This is a genomic window from Bacteroides salyersiae WAL 10018 = DSM 18765 = JCM 12988, from assembly GCF_000381365.1.
Classification (GTDB): Bacteria; Bacteroidota; Bacteroidia; order Bacteroidales; family Bacteroidaceae; genus Bacteroides; species Bacteroides salyersiae.
Genome location: NZ_KB905466.1, coordinates 1,847,616 through 1,870,960, shown reverse-complemented (window position 1 = coordinate 1,870,960; position 23,345 = coordinate 1,847,616). Strand labels below are relative to the sequence as shown.

General features: G+C 39.0%; 11 protein-coding genes. 10 read left to right on the top strand and 1 reads right to left on the bottom strand.

All coding sequences use genetic code 11. The annotated features are described in order from the left end of the window. Position 1 precedes the first annotated feature (1 nt). Positions 2–928, bottom strand: coding sequence for a TolB-like translocation protein (locus tag HMPREF1532_RS07155; protein WP_005926947.1), 927 nt, complete (start codon positions 926–928; stop codon positions 2–4). A 1,684-nt stretch (positions 929–2,612) separates the two neighbouring features. On the opposite strand from HMPREF1532_RS07155, the gene HMPREF1532_RS07150 reads away from it, so the two are divergent. From HMPREF1532_RS07150 to HMPREF1532_RS07105, 10 genes are all read left to right on the top strand, one after another. Further along, positions 2,613–3,461: a hypothetical protein gene (locus HMPREF1532_RS07150; protein WP_005926944.1), complete on the top strand. Its 849-nt coding sequence runs from the start codon at positions 2,613–2,615 to the stop codon at positions 3,459–3,461. A 610-nt stretch (positions 3,462–4,071) separates the two neighbouring features. Further along, positions 4,072–7,089 (top strand): SusC/RagA family TonB-linked outer membrane protein, encoded by a 3,018-nt coding sequence (locus HMPREF1532_RS07145; protein WP_005926938.1) that lies wholly within the window; start codon positions 4,072–4,074, stop codon positions 7,087–7,089. Positions 7,090–7,103: 14 nt separating this feature from the next. Continuing rightward, positions 7,104–8,765 (top strand): SusD/RagB family nutrient-binding outer membrane lipoprotein, encoded by a 1,662-nt coding sequence (locus HMPREF1532_RS07140; protein WP_005926935.1) that lies wholly within the window; start codon positions 7,104–7,106, stop codon positions 8,763–8,765. Positions 8,766–8,792: 27 nt separating this feature from the next. Beyond that, complete coding sequence (locus HMPREF1532_RS07135; RefSeq protein ID WP_005926933.1) at positions 8,793–9,638, top strand: hypothetical protein; 846 nt, start codon at positions 8,793–8,795, stop codon at positions 9,636–9,638. Between the two features lie 13 nt (positions 9,639–9,651). Continuing rightward, the gene (locus tag HMPREF1532_RS07130) at positions 9,652–11,310 is read left to right on the top strand and encodes a PKD domain-containing protein (RefSeq protein WP_005926930.1); all 1,659 of its coding nucleotides are present in this window, start codon (positions 9,652–9,654) and stop codon (positions 11,308–11,310) included. A 72-nt stretch (positions 11,311–11,382) separates the two neighbouring features. Next, positions 11,383–14,202: a family 10 glycosylhydrolase gene (locus tag HMPREF1532_RS07125; RefSeq protein ID WP_227096841.1), complete on the top strand. Its 2,820-nt coding sequence runs from the start codon at positions 11,383–11,385 to the stop codon at positions 14,200–14,202. 52 nt (positions 14,203–14,254) lie between these two features. Then, complete coding sequence (locus HMPREF1532_RS07120; protein ID WP_005926925.1) at positions 14,255–15,709, top strand: T9SS type A sorting domain-containing protein; 1,455 nt, start codon at positions 14,255–14,257, stop codon at positions 15,707–15,709. Positions 15,710–15,856: 147 nt separating this feature from the next. Continuing rightward, on the top strand, positions 15,857–18,295 hold the full coding sequence (locus HMPREF1532_RS07115; protein WP_005926923.1) for a phosphodiester glycosidase family protein: 2,439 nt from the start codon (positions 15,857–15,859) through the stop codon (positions 18,293–18,295). 73 nt (positions 18,296–18,368) lie between these two features. Further along, positions 18,369–20,813 carry a phosphodiester glycosidase family protein gene (locus HMPREF1532_RS07110; RefSeq protein ID WP_005926921.1) on the top strand — a complete coding sequence of 815 codons (2,445 nt, stop codon included), beginning with the start codon at positions 18,369–18,371 and terminating at the stop codon, positions 20,811–20,813. Between the two features lie 31 nt (positions 20,814–20,844). Further along, positions 20,845–23,331, top strand: a complete 2,487-nt coding sequence (locus HMPREF1532_RS07105) for a phosphodiester glycosidase family protein (RefSeq protein WP_224203721.1) — start codon at positions 20,845–20,847, stop codon at positions 23,329–23,331. Positions 23,332–23,345 lie beyond the last annotated feature (14 nt).

Here is a 23,345-nt window from a genome sequence, read left to right as displayed (position 1 = left end):
CTTATTTGGCTTTTTGTTTGATATTGATTTTCATGAGGTAAATATCTCCGTTGTCACTATTGAAAGCGATAGATGAGTTGTCGGTTGAGACAGCCGGAAACATGGCTATCGTGGAAGGATCGCTGAGGGTTTGATGTTTTTGTCCGTCTATCGAAACGGCTTCAATGGATGAAGAGAGGATTCGTTCTCCGTTATCTTTATCATTCATCCCTATAATCCATTCATTCCCGAGCCAGACAGGGGCGTTTAAATTAGCTATTCGAATCGGGCTGCTGCCGTCGATATTGGAGATGAATGTACCTTTGCCGGCAACTTTATATAATAACTTTGTTCCATCGGGCGAGATGGAAGGCCATAGATAGCTACAGTTTTTTCCGTTGGGAGAGATCTCTTTACGTTCACCGTTCCGATATAAGACCAATTGCCGATTTTCGATATTGACAATATCCGGTACTGTTTTTATTTTTTCTCCATATATTCTTTTGGTTGATAACTTATTGTTTTTTACATATACAAGGTTCCCATTTATGGTCTTATGTAATTGAAGGTCTCGGGTAGGAGAGATAAGTTGGTTTTCCTTTTTGTTAGTTAAGTCTATCTTCTTCAGGGCGGTCTCCCTCATGTTTCGCTTGTTGAATGACTGCTCTCGATAGATAATGTTATTCCCGTCCGCACTTATTTGTACGTTGTATCCTGCATTGGGAGCTTCGGTGATAATGGATACTTGCTCATTTTTCAAATCAAATTTTTTAAGCCCTGAATAATTATCAGAGGTTAGAAGTAGGTATTCTCCATTAGGGCTGAATTTGGGATGATAGCTTTTACCGATGCTTGATTTCGGTAATTGTTTCACGGATACTACACTGATTTCTTGTGCATGAACTTGTTGGACTAAGTAAAGTAGCAACAATAGAAAAAACTTTCTCATGATCTAAAAGAATTAAAAGGTTAATAAATGGTATTTTATATATTAAGCTTAATGCTTTTTGACGAAATAGGTGTTGAGGAATAGATACATCCGTTTATTTCAAAGGATGTTTAGGCTACTTTTACTCATCTTACTTCTCAAATATTTATTAATTTATTATTAGAAACAAATTTTTAGGAATTTAATTAACGTGTTTTATACTATTAGTGAATGTTTTTAGCATATTATGATTCTTTTTTACTTATTTTGTATTGAAAAATGATTTTTTGAAACTTTGTAAAAAACGTTGTTTTTGCTCTTTTTCTGATTCTCGTTTTTGTTTCAATAAGTTTACATGTAGTATGAAGGTATTGTTTTCCTCTCTCTGTTTATTGTGTATTATTATAAATAATAAGTGCTTTCCTCGTAGACAAACCGCCCGTTCATCGTAGAGGAATGGATGGTTTGTCTACGAGGAACGGGCGGTTTGTCTACGAGGAAAATAGTGATGATATCTGCGTGCTGATTATCAATTTGTTACATCTCCTATTTTCTGTATGCTATAATTACCTAATGCTGCGTGCATACCTTTTTGTTTGTAGTGATTTGTTTGTTTTTAAATATTTACATTTATTTATTGTCCTTCTGTGTTTCTATTAAGAAATCCGTTTAAATATTATGTAAATAAAAAATAAATTAGTCTGTATTGTTGTAATGGTGATATATTTTGATTGCTTAATCGAAAATTATTTTCTGTTTTTTATATTTTACCAAAAATTTCCTCTGTAATTGATATTATAGTTTTTGATAAATTTTTCTTTGTTGAAATGGTGGGATTAATAACTGTTTTCTGCTATCATTATTTGTTTATGAACTTAATGTGTTATATGTGAATGTAGTATGTGATTTGCAGAAAATGATTAAAGACTTTTGAAGGGTGTATAGCATGATTATTCTGCTTATATCTTTAAATTATCTATGTCAATTACTTTAATTTAGCTTTTGTTAAATAGAGTGATTTCTTTTTTATATTTTTTGCTGTTTTTATAAAATAGTCTTTTGTTTGTGTTGCAATTCTTTGTGTTATCAAAAAGAAATGATATTGACTGTTTACCAAGTTCTATCAGAACTAAAGACTTCTTTTATTTTTGAATCAACTGAATACTATTGTTGTAAAAATATACCTGATTAACAGTTCTCAACTTGTTTTATATGTCAAGAATACCGATTGAATATTATAAAATTGCACAGCGCTATTTTTCAATCTTTATCAGAATAATATATGTATATTTAATGTTTACACCAGAACGTGAGGTTATATCCAATCGATCAACCTCGTCTTTGCAAATATTTTCATAACACGCAATAACATACTCATTATAAGTATCTTGTTTATATATTATTTATAATAATGTATTGTGATATAAAACAAAGAATACATAAGTAATGATAGGTGCGATTCTGGTTGGCTACTCTGACGGTATAGTATAAAAAACTTTAGGAAAGAGATTATCTGAAATAACAGTAGACACATTTTTTCATGGATACACCTCATTCTTATGGAGGAAATCCAAATGATATATAGCTTCTTTCAAGAATAGCTAAAAGGCCTTAAGAGACTTTACAGACATTTTCTTTCGGAAGAACAAGGGGTGTTGCAAAAAAAATTATATATTTGTATCCAAATCAAAAAAAAGAACAGGAAATGAAACTTATCGCGGAAAGTGGTTCTACAAGAACGGAGTGGGCTCTGGTTGAAGATAATCGTCTCGTACAGAGGGTTTTCACAGAGGGTTTGAATCCTTTTTTTCAGACCAGAAGAGAAATAAGCAGGAGCGTTAGACTCGGCCTTCCTGAATCTTTCTTCAAAAGAAAGTTGGAACAAGTTTATTATTATGGTGCAGGATGTACCTCTTATGAAAAAAAGAATGTTTTGGGTGCTTCATTGGTAGCGCAATTTAAAACCCCTATCCAAGTTGAAAGCGATTTATTGGCGGCGGCACGCGGATTGTTTAAATGTGATGCCGGAATTGCTTGCATTTTGGGAACAGGTTCTAACTCTTGTTTTTATGACGGCAAAATCATTGTTAAAAATGTAAAGGCTGCTGGTTATATTTTAGGTGATGAAGGAAGCGGAGCTGTTTTAGGCAAACTATTTCTTTCTGATGTATTGAAAGGGTTAGCCCCTAAAGATATTACGACCGACTTTTATGAAAAATTCCGTATTACAGCTAATGATGCCATGGAATCAGTTTATAATTTACCATTTCCCAATCGTTTTTTAGCTACTATTTCCTATTTTCTTGCAGACTATTTAGATAATGAATATGTCTATGAGTTATTAGTGAATAACCTAAAGAACTTTTTCATCCGTAGCGTATGTCAATATGACTATAAAAATTATCCTATTCGTTTTATCGGTTCAGTTGCCTACAGCTATTCCGAAATTCTAAGAGAAGTAGCCAGAGACTTTGGAGTAGAATTAGATATTATAGAAGAAACGCCAATGGACGGATTAATAGAATTTCATTCTATGAATATTGAAGAACCATAAAGAGATAAATGGATAAAAATTTAATTTATAACTTTATAAATATGTTAACCTAAAACTACTATTCATCAAAATGTAACAAGGAGATCAATGATCGTGTGAATTAATAGATATAAATCTAAATAAAACCAAATTTATGTTCCTGATATTAAAATAATTCTTATCTTTGCTTTGAAGTTATTTCAAAAGAGTTCTTTTAAGCCTTTGTTTGATGAAAACTTACCTCCAATTAATAGCCAACTATGTTGACCAATTCCTGGCTAATAGATAAAAAGCAAAGTTCTGATAGAACTTGGAAAATGGAGGTAATAGTGAAATGAGGAGTTTATGAAAAAAGGTCTCTGTCTGATAATAAATAACCTTAGAGATAATACTTAATTGGCGTTCTCTATTATAATCCTTGTTTAGAGGAATCGGTAAATTAAGAACTTATTAAATCGTAGTCTTTTATGGTAGATAAAGACAGATATAAAGAAGTAGTAAAAATATCTCTTTCTGAAAATGATGAAAGGGATATCTCTCTCATCGACCTGGGCGGGGGAAATTATTTCCGATGCTTATTTTATCTGGTTACATTGAATAGACATAGATGAAATTATTAATTAATTATATTATGAAAAAACAGTTATTAGTTCTACTCTTTCTCTTTTCGGCTGTGGTTACATATTCACAGCACACGATTACAGGGGTAGTGACTTCTTCAGAGGACGGGATGCCTGTAATTGGGGCTTCTGTAGTGGTGAAAGGAGATGCTAACCTGGGTACAATTACCGATATTGATGGAAAATATTCTATTAAAGCGCCTGACAATTCAACTTTAGTATTTTCATATGTAGGTATGGAGACACATGAGGTAAAAATTGGCAAACAGTCTGTGGTAAATGTTGTGATGAAACCATCTTCAATAATGGTGGATGAGGTTGTTGTTACGGCGATGGGGGTTAAGGCTGAAAAGAAAAAACTTAATTATGCTGTGCAAAGTTTGGATTCTGAGGAAATAATGGGAGGAGCTAATACTAATTTTGTAAATACTTTGCAGGGTAAGATTTCCGGTTTGAGCGTTAGCACTTCAGGAGGTTCTCCAAATGCTTCTTCGCAGATAACGATTCGTGGTATTTCATCAATTAATGCCGGACAGTCTAATGAACCATTATTGATTATTGATGGTGTAGCTGTTTCTGGAGCAGGAGTTGCATCACAGATCAATCCGGCCGATATTGAGAACATGACAGTGCTGAAAGGTTCTGCTGCATCGGCTTTGTATGGGCAGGAAGCAGCCAATGGCGTTATTATGATTACCACCAAAAGTGGGAAAGAAGGAAAAATTACTGTCAATGCTAATGCCAGCGTGCAATTTGAGGATGTTTTCCGATTACCTAAATTACAGACAACCTATGTGCCTGGTGGACGTGGCATAATGTCGGCCGGTACACCGACTGGCGGCTGGGGGCCGATGATACAACCGGGTGAAAAAATATATGATAATGTGTCGAATTTCTTTCAGACAGGACTTACTCATAAATATGATGTAAGTGTTTCCGGAGGAACTGATAAGTTTTCAGCTTATGCCTCTGCCAGTTATTCAATGGCAGAAGGGGTAGTACCGAATGATTATCAGGACAGGATGAATTTTTTATTGAAAGGTACATATGAAATATCTAAAAATCTAAAGGTTAATATGTCGGCTAATATCATGAAAACTAAATCGAGAGGAGCAGGAGATGTATTGTCTACTGTATATAATTGGCCGATTAATGATGATATTCGTATTTATCAAAATCCAAATGGAACTCCGAGATGGCTGTATCCGATGGAAGGTTTGACTGATACGGAAAAGCAGGCGGTGGCATTAAGCCCGTTATGGAGCCGGTATAGAGATAATGGAGAAAGTAATGCTACGCGTAATATATTGATGGGAAGTGTGAACTGGACTCCGATAAAAGGATTGGAATTGAGTGGTAGGGTAAGTTTTGATGAAAACCATTCAAGCTCTGAATCTCAAACAGCGGCCCGTTTCAAAAAAACAGATTTTGAAAACTCAGAAAATGTGCCTTTGTCCTATTTTGGAGAGTATGATTATTCTCAAAGCCGTAGCCAATTATTAACTGTACAAGCTTTGGCTACATATAGATGGGATTTATCGAAAGATTTTAATCTTAATTTTCTGGCTGGTTATGAATTGAAAGAAAGGAAATCTGTTGAATTAGCGACGGGGGGAGACGGGTTTATCGTTTCTGGATTTGAAAGTATATCTAATCTTGATCCGTTAGAAATTGGTAAAAATACTACGCTGTATCATTCGTTGAAGCGTAATTTGGGGTATTTTGGAGAAATCCGTTTAGATTATAAAGGGATAGCACATATCAGTGGGACTGCCAGAAATGATTATTCTTCGACATTAAGTGAAAAATCTTATTTTTATCCGTCAGTAACTGCCGGTGTTATTTTCTCTGAACTATTTCATATCTCCAATGAGTTTTTTACTTATGGAAAATTGCGTGGAAACTGGGCTCAAGTCGGTAAGGACACTAATCCTTATGCTTTTGATAAAAGATTTGTTATTAAAGGTTCTTTTCCGGATCAAGGGTTCGGAGTGGATCCGACAAAAAGCCGTGCACAATGGTTAGATCCTGAATTAGCCAGTTCTTGGGAGGTGGGTCTGGACTTACGCTTTTTTAATGATAAGACAAAATTTGATTTAGCTTATTATCAGACAAAGGTAGATAATCAGATTGTGACAGTGCGGGTTTCTCCGACACAAGGAAATATCTTGCAGACACGTAATGAGGGGGCTATTCAAAATAAGGGGGTAGAACTCCAGTGGAACCAGGAAATAATGCGAAACCGTGATTTTCAATGGTATGCGAATCTGAATTTTGGTTTTAATCGTGGTAAAGTTACTAATCTACCGGATGATATTGTGGAAATACAAGGAACTCAATATGGCGATATATTTCCGACTGCTTATTTAAACGGTTCTACAACAGCTATATCCGGAAAAGATTATATGCGTAGTCCTGACGGCCAGGTTGTTTGTACGGCAGACGGGTATCCGATAATTAGCCCGGTAAAAGGCAATCTTATTGGGGATCGCGAACCGGATTTTTTGTTGGGGCTTTCTTCCAATATCAGTTGGAAAAACTTTACTCTTTCTTTCCTTTTGGATAGTCGTAAAGGAGGGGATGTGGTAAATGTAACCTCCCGCTCGTTGTTATCAAGTGGGCAAAGCTCTTTCGCAGAAAAATACCGTAATCGAGAAGTTGTGGTCAATGGGGTTGTCCAACAGTCGGATGGTACTTACATAAAGAATACCAAACCTATTATTTTGGATCAGACAACAATGAATACATATTTCTATGCAGTAAGTTCCAATTTTATTGAAGACGGTTCGTATCTGCGTTTGAGTTATGTGACATTGGGATATGATTTTACTCCTTTATTAAGAAATACGGCAATAAAAGGATTGCGTTTCTCTATAACAGGCAGAAACCTTTTCTTGATGACTAAATATACTGGATGTGATCCTCAGATTAGTGCGGGAAAAAGTGGTGGAACGGGTCGTATGGGTATTGATAATTTTGCTGTGCCTAGTACCCGCAGTTTTAACTTCTCAATAAATGCAACTTTTTAAACTGTATAGGAATTATGAAAAAAATTAGTAATTTGATATATGCATTTTTGTGTACTTCTATCTTATTCACATCTTGTGATGATTACTTGGATGTTAATAGGAGTGACGATACGGTGTCTGGTGTCTCTGCCGATTTAATATTGCCTGTTTTGACTTTTTATGCTGCTCAGACAAACTACGATCATGCAGAATATAATATGTATTTGGCTCAGGCATTTACCACGGGTGGCAGGAGCCAGGTCAACTCAACGGCATATAAAGGTGGATGGGAGTTTCTTTCTATGAATCGTCATCCTCAATGGCGCAGACATTATTATGATATAGGTGTGAATTTTAACGAAATGATTGCTTCTGCCGAAGAAGCAGGGTATACGAATTTTCCTTTGATAGGGCGTACCATTCGTTTAATGTCTACTCAACTGACTACAGATGCCTTTGGTGATATGCCATTGACGGAAGCCTATCAGGCAACTGCTTCAAAGTATGATACGCAGGAATTTATTTATCAGTGGATGTTAACAGAGGTGGACGATTTATTGGCCCAATACAACAATGCTGCTGTTACGGGGAATCCGGCCAATATTGCGATAACCCGACAGATGGACCGTATTTATTCGGGTGATTTGAAGAAATGGAGACAATTTACATATGCATTAAAAGCGCGTATTTTACTTCGTAAATTGCCTAATTGGGATAATAATCAGGCTGCTTGTGAAAAAATTATTGCTGCTGTAGACGCTGCTTTAACGGAAGATTGGGAAGAACCGATTTATAAGTTTGATGGAGGAGTCGGAGAGGCAAATTCTCCATGGGGACCTGCAAAACCCAAGATTGGCGGTTGGGAAAGTCGTTCGAATGATTTGGATAAAACCATTCCTTCGAAGTATTTGATGGACGATATGTTCGGAATTTTTGCTTCGGTAAATCCCAGAACCGGATATGCGAAAGATCCGCGTATGGAGGCTTTGATGAAACCTCGGAAAGGAGCTGACGGAAGAACGGCGTTTCGCTATCTGGAATGCAATATAGGTATGGATGCTTCTGCAAAAGAAAGTCATTATCCGGATTTATACTGTGCTTCTCCATTGAATACCACTGATGAAACAGTAAATCCTTATACCAAAAATGACGGATATATACCTTTATTTTTAACGGAAGAATTGATGTTGATAAAAGCAGAAGCGTTGTATTGGAAGGGTGATAAAACAGGTTCCAGAGAATGGACTGTAAAAGCTGTGGAAAAAAGTTTCGAACGTTTTAATTGTAATCCTAAGTATACAGGAAATTATCTGAAAGATGTAGCTTATTTACCGGAGACGGATTTCAATATCGGACATATTATGCGTCAGAAATATGTATGTATGTATTTACAACCGGAAATCTGGACGGATATGCGTCGCTACAATTATAGCAATGACAAGAATGGCATTACTTACGATGGCATTACTATTTATCCGACTCTTAAACGTCCCTATAATTTGTATGAACCGTATTGGTGTATTGATTATAATCCGGATGGGACTTTGGCTGATGTCTGGATACAGCGTTTGAATTATGATCCGGAAACAGAAGAAAAGTATAATAGAGCAGAACTGGAGCGTTTAGGTGCTTATAAAAATCCGGAGTGGTTGAAGAAACCTATGATTTGGGCTATTAATAACGGGAGTCATAAATAGAAATTGGGATAATAAAATTATACAGAAATGAAGACGAAAGAAATATTGATATTACTTCCTCTTTTGGCTATGGTTATTTGTAGCTGTGAGAAGAATGATCCGGTAGATGATTGGGCAAGTATAGGTCATGTGACCCCGACTACTTATTGGGAAATCCCTTCAAGTACGGTATCTGCGGGTAGTAATGTAGCCTTTACAGCGCAATTTTACAGTAGTGAAAACATTGATATTGATCATATGGAGGTATGGTATGATGTTAATGAACATATAACCCTTGAAGCAACTTGTCCGAGTGTGACATTCACGTATACCAAAAGTGTGGATGTGACTTCTTTGATTCGTGAATTCCAAAAGATCGCTTCTTATGAGTTTAAAGAAGAGTTCTGGAATTCGGATAAAAGGGCCTATGTGACTACGGCCTCTTTTCCTTCCAGTAACACTTTGAAGCCGATAGAATGGTCGGAAATAACGGAGTTCGATGCCGAAAAATATGCCACGTTGTTTCCGGATACTTTTGCAACTGTATTTCAGCGTGATTTGTATGTTGAATTGGAAAAGCAAGAAAAATATTCTGATTTCAGAAAGTTGATGGTGGATTTAGAAGTCATGACTACCGATGAGTTTAGAAACTGTACAGATTCGGTTTTTGATGAAAATAGTCAGCAGATGGAATATTTTATAAAAGATGATTCCAAAGAGTATGTAAAGGGGAAGTATTTTGCAATACCTTTTGAGGAACTGACTTTTGATAAGAGTAACATGATTTATAAATTGGAGTATCTGAAAGCGTATAAACTGAATGCGGCTTATAAGGTTTTTGATAAGGCTGGTAATATAGGAGTTTCAGAAAAAAAAGAAATAGACCTTATTTAATATTGATTGAGCTATGAGACATCTTAAATATATATTGATATTGGCATTTTCATTTATATGTTATGCTTGTGTAGAGAATGATCCGGATATTGAAACATTTCCGAGTGACGATGTGAACTTTAAGTACGAGGTTATCGGTGATTATAAAATTGATTATTTGGTAGGATCTCAGATTCAGTTTACAAACACGTCGGTTGTAAAAGGCGCCTGTACTTGGGATTTTGGTGATGGCACTCCTGTTTCCAATGAAGAAAATCCAATCCATAAATACGAAGTGGCGGGAAATTATAATGTATCTCTCACCGTTGAAAATGGTGGGAAAAGGGTGAACAAAATTTTTATCAGCGATATATTTCCGACAGTATCGATGGGTGAGATAGACGGAATATGTGAGGTTAATAAAACTTTTGTGGAACTTTCAGTGGACTTACCGAATCCGGATAATAAGACTGTGGAATATGAGTGGGTGTTTCCAGAAGGGACAGTTGATGAAAATATGAATCCTTTGAGCACCTCCAATAAGGAAAATCCGGGTAAAATGAAATTCTTGAATGTAGGTTCACAAAAAGTCGTATTGAAGGTGAGACTGGGTGGACGTGCCCTACAGGAAGGAGTGATTAAGATTCCTGTAGGATATACCGAGGAGGTTAAAACACTTTATTATGCGGTGAAAAAAGGTAATTTACATGCATTGAAGCTGATACGAGATGTTCCGGAGAATATAAAAGTATATCCGTTTGATCTGGGAGTGAAATCCGGGCAACATCCTTTTAATATTTTATTTTCAGATTCGCTGCTTTATGTCCTGGATGCGGGAAAACAAATCGGCTATATAGATGATGTAGATGAAAATTTGGGTGATGGTAAGATCTCTGTAATATCGAGAGATGGCAGTACTGTAGAAACGATGATGACGAATAATCAGGGAACAGCTTTTAATGACCCACATTTCGGGTATATAAATGAAAGCCAGCAAATGTTGTATTATTCTGATAGAAATACAGGTATTCGCCGTTTGGCTTTGACTGAACGAAACCTGCAAATGGATATAACCAATGATAAGTATGCTTATTTTGTACAGAACACTTCATTAGGATACTATGATAAGGGATTTGGTTGGGGAGCTATGAATACTTCGTTCACACGACTAAACGATGGAACCTGGTGGTGGCCTAAAACCTATAACAACTTGGGAATATTCCGTTTTAAAGACTCGGATATAGGAGGTTCTGATATTCCTGCAAGTGGAATAACGGCTGGTGGATTATTTATTAAGTCATTGGCTATCGACGAACAACGCCAAATGGTATTTTTTGCTGTTCGTGAAGGGGCAACCAGTGGCATTTATGCTATACCGATGGCGGATATTCCTAATGAATCGGCGGGGGAAGCTCCACTACAAAATAAAATCAAGGACTATCTCGTACAGGAGCTTGTCTCTGATAGCGAAGGTAGCACCAGTGAGTATGTCGACATTTGTCAGATGGTTTTGGATCCGGAAGACGGCTCTGTTTATTTTGGATTCCGTGCAGATCCTTCTTCCTCTGTAAGATCTGGTTTGATGCGTTGTTTTTATGATTCGGAAACATCTGCCTACAAAGTGGAAACCGTGCTGGAAGGTGTTGAAATATATGGTGTAGCAATCAATAATAAAAAATCAAAATTATTTTAATGAATAAAAGTGTACCGGTTATCATACCAGTATAACCGGTGCATCTTTTAATGACTACTTAAAATGATATATATGAAATATCTATACTCAATATTATTTTTCTGTTGCTTTGTTACGGCGATAAGTGCGCAGGCTCCTAAAAGGGAAATGCGTGCCACTTGGTTGGCTACAGTCTGGTCTTTGGATTGGCCGAAAGATTTTTCTACCACTCCTGCTACTACGATAAGAATAACAAAAACTGGTGATAAAGCCCAGATTGATGCACAGAAAAAACTGATGACTGATATGCTGGATAAGTTAGAGTCTGCCAATATCAATACCGTCTTTTTTCAGATAAGAGGGAGATGCGATGCCATGTATAAGTCGTCTTATGAACCGTGGTCTTCAGATTTGGTGGCAACCCGTGGTATGGATCCGGGATATGACCCGTTGGAGTTTGTCATAGAAGAGGGGCACAAACGTGGTATTGAGGTACATGCCTGGATGAATCCTTATCGCTTTTCTACTGCTTCTACTTATTGGGACGGAGAAGCGGGAGATTATAGAAAGACGAACCCTGACTGGATATTGACATATCCTCCCTATCTGAATTCGGATGGGAAATGGGTATATAATGCAATTATGGATCCTGCTGTACCGGAAGTTCGTCAGCGTATTACAGATATTGTGAAGGAGGTGGTTTCTAATTATGATGTGGACGGGATTGTTTTTGATGATTATTTCTATGCTTATGGCGGGACACCCGAAGATTTGGATTTGGATTCCCAAGAAAAATATAAACCGGAAAACCAATCTTTAGCCGATTGGCGAAGAGAAAATATTGCAAAGATGGTGGCTTCGGTATATCATATGATTCAGGAAACCAAACCTTATGTTACTTTTGGGATCTCTCCGTTCGGCATATGGACTACCGATTCGGAAGCTGCTAAAAAAGAAGGTATTGTGTTACCTCCGGGAATAAGCGGTGGAAATATGTACGATGAAATATATTGTGATCCGGTGGCATGGCTGAAGGAAGGTACGGTAGATTATATATCTCCGCAATTGTATTGGCCTACTACTTATCCGAAACAAGACTATAGAGTACTTTGTCCGTGGTGGTCTGATTTGGCATTTAGCTTTAAAAGACATTTTTATAGCAGTCATAGTGTAAGTGGTATTCAACCTTCTTCTTATACACGGTCTCTTTTAGAGGATGGCGATGATGCGGAAATGCCCACAGGACTTTCAAATATAGAGAGTATGATTTGGAATCAAAACCAAAAGCTTTCTGTGAAAACCCGTGCCTCCATTTCTCCCGAGGAACTGGGATTGCAAATTGATTGTAACCGGAAGAGTTCGAATGACGGGGCGCCGGGAAGTGCTTTTTATTCTACCCAGTATATCATAAACGTACAGGGAGTGATTCCTTATTTACAGAAATATTGGTATGCGGAAAAAGCCTTGGTACCAGCCATTGATTGGAAGGTGGCTCCGGAAGTGACTCCTGTTTCTTCGATTACTTTAAACAGGGGGGTACTTCATTGGGTTTCATCGAATGAAAATGTGCGCTATACGATATATGGCATTCCAACAGATAAAATTTCGGAACCGGATGTATTTAAATCTTCACGTTATTTATTGGGAACTTCGTATACGAATTCCTTTGTAATTCCTGAATCAGTGGATATGAGTTCGGTAACATTTGCCGTAGCGGTTTTTGATAGATACGGAAATGAATATACACCTGTGGTTATGAATAAGGAAGAACAGGAAGATGGAATTCCCGCTACTCTTACTTATCCGGTGGATGGTAAGTCGGTTATGACTCCGTTTGATTTCACATGGGAAGCTGTTGCTGCCGATTGGTATACGCTGGAAATAGCTGAAGATGAAAATTTCACAATCATACATAGTCGTAAAAATATAGATGGAAATGAACTGTCTACGAATCTGATACCAGATTTCGAATCAGGCAAAACTTACTATTGGCGGGTGGTTACTCATAAGGCGGGATATAAGGATGCGGTATCCTCAAGTAAACCTTTTATTCCAGTCATGTTTGCCGTTACTTCTCCGGAAATGGGAAGTGTAGATACAGAGGTGGCTCCTGTGATCGAGTGGAGAACTTTTGATAGCACTCATACGAAGTACATCGTTTTGGTAGCTTCCGAATATACTTTTGATGATAAAGTGATACTTTATTCGGAGGAATTGATTGATAGGGGGACGGCGGCTGTTCCGGAAGGAGTTTTATTACCAATGGCCACCTACTATGTGAAAGTAAAAGCCATATTGAATGAAAAGGAGGTGGAAACCCGCGCTGTGAGCTTCACCACGAAAATGGTTTATCCTGATGTACCTGTAATTGTTTCGCCGGTAGACGAAGGAGATTTGTCGGGGAATACGGTTTTGATAAAGTGGGCCGAGAATATTTATGCTACCGGTTTTCAGGCACATTTGTCTAAAGATCCGGGTTTCCCGATTCGCGGAACTACCTCCAGAAGTTCTGCTGCTTTTAAATATGAAGTAGATTATGGAAATCTGGCTACCGGAACCTATTATGTGAAAGTAAGAGCGAATTATAAAGACGGTCAGACGGATTGGTCGCCGGTAGTTAAATTTAATTGGTTGGGTACTACATCGGTTATTACGGAACAGGCAGTTCAAGAGGTATTGGTTCTGGGAAGCGGTGTCCATCAGTTATTGAAAGTAAATGTTGTAACCGGCGAAAATACTCTTTCTGTTTCTCTCTTTGACGTTGTGGGAAATGAACGAAGAACCTATTGCCTTAATCGGTCTGTTGACGAACAAACAGAAATCGCCTTGAATTTGGGTGATTTTCCCAAAGGTATTTATCTATTGAGAGTTGTTCTGAACGGACAATTATGGACCTTGAAATTATTGAATTAATTCTTGGAACTGGAATATTTTCACTTAATGTTTAATTAAAAAAAATGGTATTATGAAAAAGTTATTACTTGGAGCTGCTTTTATGTTAGGAGCTATTACAGTGAATGCTCAAGATGGCCCGAAAGTGGGTCAGGAAGATCTTAGTTTGTATCCGAATGTTGAGGAATATGGTATTTACCCTTTGTGGGGATGGTATACCGCCATGGGTAATCAAAGTTATGGAACGATTGGTGCAAACTCTCGTGGAATGGCTATTACTGCCGATGGAACAAAAATGTTGATTCCTAACAGAACTGACGTAAAGGTGGATGATAAACTTGTCAGTTCGACAATCGAAATTATTGTGTATAGTGCATTGACCGGTGAGAAGGAGAAAGTAGTAAAGGTGAGTGATGATATCTGGAATCATGGCAATGACGATAAGGGGGATCCGATCCTTCGTGATAATGAGGCCAATGACATTCAGGTGGATGCTGCCGGTAATGTGTTGCTGTGGAGAATGAGTACGAATATTGGCGTGTCTCCGGCCGAATGTTGGGCTGTAAATCTGGAAGACGGTAGTGTGAAGAATATATTGAGTGCTACAGTTGAAGGACTTGAGGGACGTTTTGACTATTTCGGGGTATACGGCGATGTGGTAAATGGCGATGGATACCTTCTCTCTGCAACATCCAATGGTGATGAATTATATGGTAAGACGGTTTTGAGATGGCGTTATGTCGGCGGTGTACTTCAGCCACAGGATGAATCGGATCAGATTTTTATTACGGCCTACTATCCGTCCAGTGCTGTTTCCAATAGTTACGGAACACGTGTTTGTCCGGTTAATGAAGATCTGTTTTATATGGATGCTTTTTCTTCTTTTGCCACTCTTTATAATATGGATGGTACTATTGCCGATAGTTTTGCCAGTATCGCAGACGAGGCAACCAGAAATGCTATCCAGCCGATGAGTGCCGGAAATAATGGTGTAGCGGAGTTCTCATTGGGTGGAGTCAATTATGCTGTTTATAGCATTTCTAACCAATTGGATGCTATTCAGACAGGATTGCGTCTGGTGTCTTTGAATGATGCAATGGAATTTTCATCTATGAAATTGGTTTATAATCTGCCGGCACAGGGTATGGGTAATATTTCAAATCCTGAACGTACGGTTCTTCCTCGCGTGATAGTAGATGAAGCCGCCGGTATTGCACGTATTGTGATTTATTGTAATCGTGGCGGTGCGGTAGCTTATGATTTTGGTCTGGCTTCAGTATTGGATAAGCTTCACCCGGATCGTGTACCGGTCGGTTTGCAAGGCAATAAAGTGCCTACTTTGCGGGTGACTTCAACCAAGGGAGAGATTGTACTGACTGAAAATGCGGATATCGAGGTGTATGATCTGTTAGGACGGAAGATTGTAGAAAAGGCAAATACTACCTTTGTTAAAGTTCTTCCGGGACTTTATATCGTGAAGGCTGAGAATGCCGGAAATGTCTTGAATACCAAGGTTGTTGTTGAATAAATGACCCTTCGTAGCATCTCATCCCCCAATGAGATCCTTTGAAACATTGAGCTGTATCTGTAAAAATATACTGTTGAAGACAGGTATGTAATTACTTGATGCAGCTCTTTTTTTATCTCTTTTTCTTTTAGCTTGAAAAATAAAATTATGAAAAAACTATCAGTACTGCTATTATTTTTCTTTCTATTTCTGAATTATGATAATGCCGGTCGTGCTCAGACTACTATCATGATTGGAGGGACAGAATATCAAGTTGATACTTTGAGCCACTTTAAGGTAGGTCCCGGCTCTTATTATACTGCTCTGCATTATTATACTTCCAGTGTCAGACTCCGGACTTTTTTTCTGGAGGTAGATGCGACGAATCCCTACATAACTTTTGAAGCTGTACATGGAAAAGACTCTTTGATAACTTGTGAAGGGATAACCTCGATGGCCCAACGAAAGAGCAAGGAGGGAAAAGTCTATTTTGGAGGGACAAATGCGGATTTTTTTGCAACATCCGGAGACATCGGTTATCCGGTTCATGGGAGTATTGTTGAAGGACAAATGGGACGGACTCCGGCACAGACTCCGCATCTGGCTTTTTCCGGAAAAGAAGTTTTGATCGATAACATGCTTTTTACTAACAGTGTTTGTTCGATAGATGGAAAAGATTATCCGATAAACGGGATGAATACAGGTAGAAAAGAAAATCAGTTAATACTATATAATACATTAAACGGAAACTATACACATACTAATGCATATGGCGTGGAGGTACTGGTGGAATTACAACCGGGTACGGAATGGGGCATTAATAAAACTTTGAAAGCAAAAGTGGTGAGTGTTGTTGAGGGTAAAGGCAATATGTATATTTTGCCGCAACATGCTGTCTTGTCCGGGCACGGTACTGCCGCCGAACCATTGAGAACTTTATCAGAAGGTGATGAAATCACTCTTTTTATCGGTGTGGATAAGACGGGAGGAAGGGCTTCCCAGATTACGGCTATGGTGGGAGGCGACCGGATTATTTTGAAAGATGGTATTGTGCAGGAAAATGATTGGGCGGAACGTCATCCGCGTACGTCTGTCGGTTATTCGGCTGATGGTAATAAAATTTATTTTTGTGTAGTAGACGGCCGTTCTTCCATTTCGAGCGGAGTGACTACCAAGCATCTGGCAGATATAATGAAGAGTGCCGGTGCTGCTACTGCCTTAAATCTGGACGGTGGTGGGTCGAGTGGCCTTTATGTAGAAAAATTCGGTTTGATGAACCAGCCGAGCGATAGTCGCGAACGTGCTGTTTCGAATGGAATCTTTGCTGTTAACCTTGCAGAAACCGATAATCAGGTTGCGGAGATATTACCTTTTGAGCAGGTGGTAGCACTACCTAAATACGGTTCATTTACTCCGGTTATCTATGGCTATAATAAATATGGTACGTTGATCGATCTGAATGTGGAGAATGTAATTTATGAGTGCGATTCGGAAGTGGGGACTATAAAAGATGACGGGACTTTCTTTGCCGATGGTAGCCAGAATGGATTGATAAAGGTGAAGTGGAATCAATTGGAAACATTTATACGTATTAAATATTTGAAAGAGGAATCGATCGCACTTCGACTGGATTCTGTAATCGTTGACGGTTTTGCCGGTTATCCGATTGAACTGAATGCATTTATCGGCGATAAGAAATATCCTTTAGCTCCTTATGCATTGACATGGACGGCAGATGATCCTGCTATTTGTACGGTAGATAACGGAGTGCTCAACGGCCTTTCAAACGGTGAAACGTTGATTCACGGCACTTTGGATGATCTGAAATGTAGTTTGAAAGTACGAGTTCAGATTCCTGAGGCGCATACAGCTACACTTTTACCTTTGAAAGAAGATTCCTGGAGCGTAAAATCAAGCTCAAATATAAAGGATATCCAATTGCTTGATAATGGTATAAAGTATACATACTCTTCGGGACGTTCTCCTTATATCGAATTGATAAATGCTTTTGAGTTTTATAGCCTGCCCGAGGCGATTCGTTTCGTTATTAATCCGGGGAATGCTGCTATTTCGAAAGTAGTTGTTTCCGGTAAGGAGAATTTGGCAACCTCCAGTTCTATCTATGAATATAACAATGAGTTGTCTAAGAATGCAGATACGGAGATTTTATTGTCAATGAAAGAATGGTTTTCGAAAGAGACAGTAGAGCATGCATTATTCCCTGTACATTTTAATTCTATAAAATTTCCGTTTGTCGCATCTGGAAATCCGATCGGGGAGAATGTGATTCAGATTAAAAATATGGAGTTGGTTTATGAGCAGGTATCTGTAGGTGTTTCTTCTTTAAAGTTACTCTCTTCGTTAGTGGTCTATCCTAATCCGGTTGTCGATGGGCGGGCTTATGTGGCATTGAAAACGGACGAGTTGAGTATAACGGATGTTTCAGTATTTAATTCGGAAGGACAACTGCAAAATGTTGTTCCTGCTGATAATATAAAAGGAGGTGTGTTGGAAATTCCGGTTGCTAATTTGGCATCAGGATTCTATTTGGTAAAAGTTTGTATGGATAACGGTGAGTGTGAAACTCTGAAATTGATTGTAAGATGAGTTTCTTTTTCTCCCATTTTATTGTGGTAAAATGGGAGAAATCACCTTGTTTTAACCGATAAGTATAATTGGAATGAAGAATATACTACTTATATTGTTTTTATTACTTTTAGGCCCTTGCCTGATTGCCCAGGAGTACATAACGATAAACGATAAGCCTTATCGTATCGACACATTAATTTATAAACATCGGGTAGGGCCCGGTACGGAGTATGTTTATGTTGATTTACCGGAATTTCCCTTAAAAATTCATGTACTCGAGATTGATTTGAAGAATCCGAATGTAATGTTGGAGACATGCCTGGGCGGAGACAGTGCTGTGGCAACCGAACGCCCTACCAGTATGGCTTTACGTAAATCGACCGAAGGACATAGCGTTTTTGCGGCGACCAATGGTGATTTCTATTTTTTTATTGATCCGGTAGAGATCGGTATACCACGTAGCGGGCAATTTACGGCTAATGAATGTATAACTAATCCTGTGGGCCGGGCTGCTTTTGTTCTGGATAAAGATAACCGTCCTTATATCGATCGGATTGATTTTTCGGGAACAGTGAAGAGTAAAAATCAGACGACCCGGTTACACACGGTCAATATGCAGCGTTTGGAATGGGAGCCGGAAGTGACGGATTTGCTTACACTCTACACCAATGCTTATGGAACACATACCAGCGGGATAAAAGAGGGTACGAAAGTCGTTATAACTCCCCGGAAGGGAGAAACTTTTTTCTTTTCTGCGAACAAGGAGATAACTTGTATTGTGGAAGAAGTTACGGAAAATAAAGGTTTCAGTCTGATTCCGGAAGGAAAGGCCGTGTTGCATGGGCGAGGGGTTTCTTCTGATTTCTTGAAAACTTTGCGAACGGGCGACGAACTGGTTATAAATCTTAAGACTGATTTGAGAAATAACCCGGGGGATTTATCCGACTTTAAGGAGTTGATGGGAGGGAGCGACCATATTCTATTAAGAGACGGAGAACGTTATGAAGGTGATGAATCGGCCAATCCCCGTACCGGGATTGGATTCTCCAAAGACAGTACGAAAGTTCATTTAGTCGAAGTAGACGGGCGGCAAAGTATTTCAAGGGGAGTTACACTTTTTGAGTTTGGTGATATATTCAAAGGTATCGGTGCTTGGAATGCGGTCAATATGGATGGAGGTGGGTCTTCTGTCATGATTGTAAACGGAGAAGTCAAGAACTCTCCTTCGGATGGTGCTGTGCGTCCTGTCGGTAATGGCATGTTGGTTGTCTCAAATGCTCCTGCTGATCGGGAAGTTGCTTCATTGGCTTTTGCACCGGTATCTTATGCATTACCGACATGTGGCTTTTTGAAGCCTGTTGTTTATGCTTACAATAAATATGGCGATCTCTTGGATAAGGATTTGCGAGGTGTTTCGTTTTCCTGTAGTCCGGAGATCGGTCACATTACCGACGAAGGAAATTTTGTAGGGTCAGAGGTTGCCGGAACCGGAACATTGACGGCGGAATACAATGGAGTGAAAACTTCGGTACCGGTTTCTTTGGTCGAATCTGTTTATAAATTGCGGTTGGATTCTGTTTTGCTGAATCATCAGTCAGAGTATCACATCGAATTGTTAGCTCAGGTGGAAGGTAAAACACAGCAGATTGCTTCGGAATTATTGCAATGGGAGATTGATGCTCCCTCTGTGTGTTCGGTTTCGAATGGGGTACTGAAAGGACTGTCAAACGGTGTAACTTATATTCATGGTTCGTTGGGCGATTTTTCATGTACATTGAAAGTAAAGGTTGAAATTCCGGTTGAATCTACATTGGCTATGCCTGTGTTGGGCACACCTTCATGGATGGTTAAAAGTACTTCGAATCTGAAGAATATAGTACTGGTGCCGGATGGAGTTGAGTATACTTATAGTACCGGCCGGTCTCCATATATAGAGTTGACGAATGATTTTTGCCTATATAGTCTGCCTACTTCCATCCGATTGGTATTAAATGCTGGAAATGCCGGTTTAAACAAGGTCGTTTTGTCTCTGCGTTCAAATGATAAGTCGGTTTATACTCCTTATGAATTTGAGGAAATACCCAAGAATGAAGATAAAGAGATCAGTATACAAATTTCTGATATTTTATCGGATGTGGATGATTTGGCCGGATATCCTATACATTTCCGTTCAATGAGGTTTGCTTTTACATCTGATAATCCGGTTGGGCCCAATAAGATACAGATTAAAGAGATGATGATGGTATATGATTATATGACGGTAGGCTTCGATCGGCAGGAAAAGGCGGAACGTTTTTCCGTATATCCGAATCCGGCCAAAGGGGAGGCGTTCTTAAATATACAGACGGATCGGCGGTCGAGTGTAAATTTAAGAATCTATACGACTTCCGGGAGGCAGGTTGCTTACAGGAATTATGGAATATGCGATGGAAGAAATCTTGCTTTGCCGACAAACGGGCTGGATAATGGTACTTATTTGGTGAAAATCACAGTGGATGGTGAAACAGAGACTATCAAACTTATTATTCATCATTAATAAAGAGATATTAAACATTAATAGTATGAAGATGAAAAAAATATTAGGGGGATTACTGTTGCTTTGCGGCGCACAGTGGGTTTATGCCGGAGGATATATAACGATTACCGATAAACCGTATTACGTGGATACCCTTGAACATAAAGTCGTGGGCCCCGGAGCAGTCTATACCTCCCTTTATATTCCGGATATGCCGGTTTATGCCTATATCTTGAAATTGGATATGCAAAATCCATACAATAAAATCGAAACATTTTTGGCTAATGACAGCATACCGGGGACGGAATTGGTGACTCGTGCCTGTGAGCGTCTGACGTATGAAGGGCATAAGGCTTATTGTGGAATCAATGGTGATTTCTTTAACGTAACGGATCATAAGGAATTTCCATTAGGAGCTCCTCGTGGGGGGAGTATCAGAGATGGGGAGATACAACGTGAACCACGGGATGCTTGGTGGGGATTTGCTACGATAGATGCCGATAATATTCCGGTATTCGACCATATGGAATTTGAGGGGACAGTGAATGCCGGGGATGCCGGAGTTTATAAATTCCAGCACGTCAACATCCCCCGTGCCGATTGTGATGCTTGTGATTTGACTTTCTTCAATCGTTATGCAGGAGAGAGAACCAGACAGGATGAAAACTTCAGTGAGATGTATGGGGTAGAACGTACGGAAGTATACTTGAAATTGGCCGCAGGGGAAAAATGGAAAGTAAATAGTCCTGTTCAATGTATAGTCGGGCGGAGGCTTGAAAACAAAGGGGGCAATCCGATTGCCGCCGATGAGTGCGTGCTCTCGGGAACAAGTGAAAAGTCCAGGGCCTTTTTGCGTAATTTGACTGAAGGGCAGGAAATTTCCATTCATATGGGAATACGTTGTGTGAACTTTGGTACGTACCCGGAAATAGAACAAATGATAGGAGGAAATACGGCATTGATGTATGATGGTGTATTGACCGAACGTAATACGACTGAAAGTTACAATGCTGTTCCATATCCGCGTACGGCCGTAGGAGCATCTAAAGATAAACGCTGGGTATATCTTTTGGTGGCAGATGGGAAAACTTCCACTTCCAGAGGCTTGACCACAACAGAGGTATGTGATATCTTGAAACATTGGGGTGCGGCAGATGCCATAGGACTCGATGGAGGAGGTTCTTCAGAAATAATAGTAAACAACAAAGTAGCCAATCGCCCTTCGGATGGAAAAGAACGCGCCGTAGGCAATGGCTGGTTGGTGGTAGATTTGTCTCAGGAATCTCCGGAGATTGAGCGTTTACGTTTTTTGGATTATAAATTCGAGTTGCCCAGACATGGAATTATAAAACCCGTCGTGATGGGATATAACCGGTATGACCGCCTTTTGGAGGAAAATCTGGAGGAAGTGACATTCTCCTGTTCTCCGGAACTTGGGCATATTGATGATGCCGGTAATTTTGTTGTTTCGGGAACGGCTTCTTCCGGTATTCTGACAGCTCATTACGGTGACTTGGAGGTTGCTCAAGAAGTCACGGTAAAAGAAGCTGCAGATTTGGCTATTCGTCTGGATTCGGTACTTCTGGATGCAAGAACAGCCTATCCGATCGAAGTACAAACCACACTGGAGGGAAATAAGGTATTGATTGATCATAATGCTTTGAATTGGGTGGTAGCCGATGAAAATGTATGTAAAATAGAGAAAGGCATATTGACTGCAGTTGCAAATGGTACTTCTACAGTAGTCGGTACGATGAATGATTTTCAAGGTTCTTTAAAGGTGAATGTCGAGATACCACAGGCAGGTTCGTTACCGGCAATTGACTTTACCGATCCTTTGTTGAAGTTGACTTCCAATTTGAAAGGTATTTCGATGAGCGGAAATGATAGACTGAACATAAATTATACCTATGCAACAACCCGTTCTCCGTATTTTCAATTGACGAAGAAGATAAACCTGTATAGTTTGCCTAAGGCATTGAAGATTGTATTTAATCCTCACGAACTGCCTTTAAATAAAATCGTACTGGATCTCCTGCCGAATAATCAGTCTTATGCTGTCATTAAAGAATTCTCGGATATAAAGGCGAATGAGGATAATGAAATCTATTTGCCTGTGTCTGATATAGTGACGGATCCTAATGATATGGCTATCTGGCCTCTCCAATTTAATTCGTTGAAATTTACTCTGAACGCTTCCGGACATAGTGTGGGTACCGAATATACATTTGAATTGAAAGAGTTTACTTTGATTTATGATGATCAGGGAGTCGGGTTGATGCCTGATGAAGCCGGTAGCAATGAAATGAAAATATGGAATGGTACAGACGGTGTTTATCTATATTTGGCTATGGATGAGGGTGTTCCGGTAATCTATGAAATCTATTCGATTGCCGGAAGAAAGCTTAGAATGGAAAATCTGGGTATTTGTCAGACAGGTGAGTTTAAATTGAATGATGGTGGCCTCGAAAGGGGAATGTATCTGTTGAAAGTTTATAAAGGGACTGAAACGGCTGTTTTCAAATGCATGAAACGTTAATCTAAAAAATAGGT

Coding starts and splice junctions, on each gene's coding strand:
- HMPREF1532_RS07155 (WP_005926947.1), bottom strand. CDS start 928: ATGAGAAAGTTTTTTCTATTGTTGCTACTTTACTTAGTCCAACAAGTT.
- HMPREF1532_RS07150 (WP_005926944.1), top strand. CDS start 2,613: ATGAAACTTATCGCGGAAAGTGGTTCTACAAGAACGGAGTGGGCTCTG.
- HMPREF1532_RS07145 (WP_005926938.1), top strand. CDS start 4,072: ATGAAAAAACAGTTATTAGTTCTACTCTTTCTCTTTTCGGCTGTGGTT.
- HMPREF1532_RS07140 (WP_005926935.1), top strand. CDS start 7,104: ATGAAAAAAATTAGTAATTTGATATATGCATTTTTGTGTACTTCTATC.
- HMPREF1532_RS07135 (WP_005926933.1), top strand. CDS start 8,793: ATGAAGACGAAAGAAATATTGATATTACTTCCTCTTTTGGCTATGGTT.
- HMPREF1532_RS07130 (WP_005926930.1), top strand. CDS start 9,652: ATGAGACATCTTAAATATATATTGATATTGGCATTTTCATTTATATGT.
- HMPREF1532_RS07125 (WP_227096841.1), top strand. CDS start 11,383: ATGAAATATCTATACTCAATATTATTTTTCTGTTGCTTTGTTACGGCG.
- HMPREF1532_RS07120 (WP_005926925.1), top strand. CDS start 14,255: ATGAAAAAGTTATTACTTGGAGCTGCTTTTATGTTAGGAGCTATTACA.
- HMPREF1532_RS07115 (WP_005926923.1), top strand. CDS start 15,857: ATGAAAAAACTATCAGTACTGCTATTATTTTTCTTTCTATTTCTGAAT.
- HMPREF1532_RS07110 (WP_005926921.1), top strand. CDS start 18,369: ATGAAGAATATACTACTTATATTGTTTTTATTACTTTTAGGCCCTTGC.
- HMPREF1532_RS07105 (WP_224203721.1), top strand. CDS start 20,845: ATGAAAAAAATATTAGGGGGATTACTGTTGCTTTGCGGCGCACAGTGG.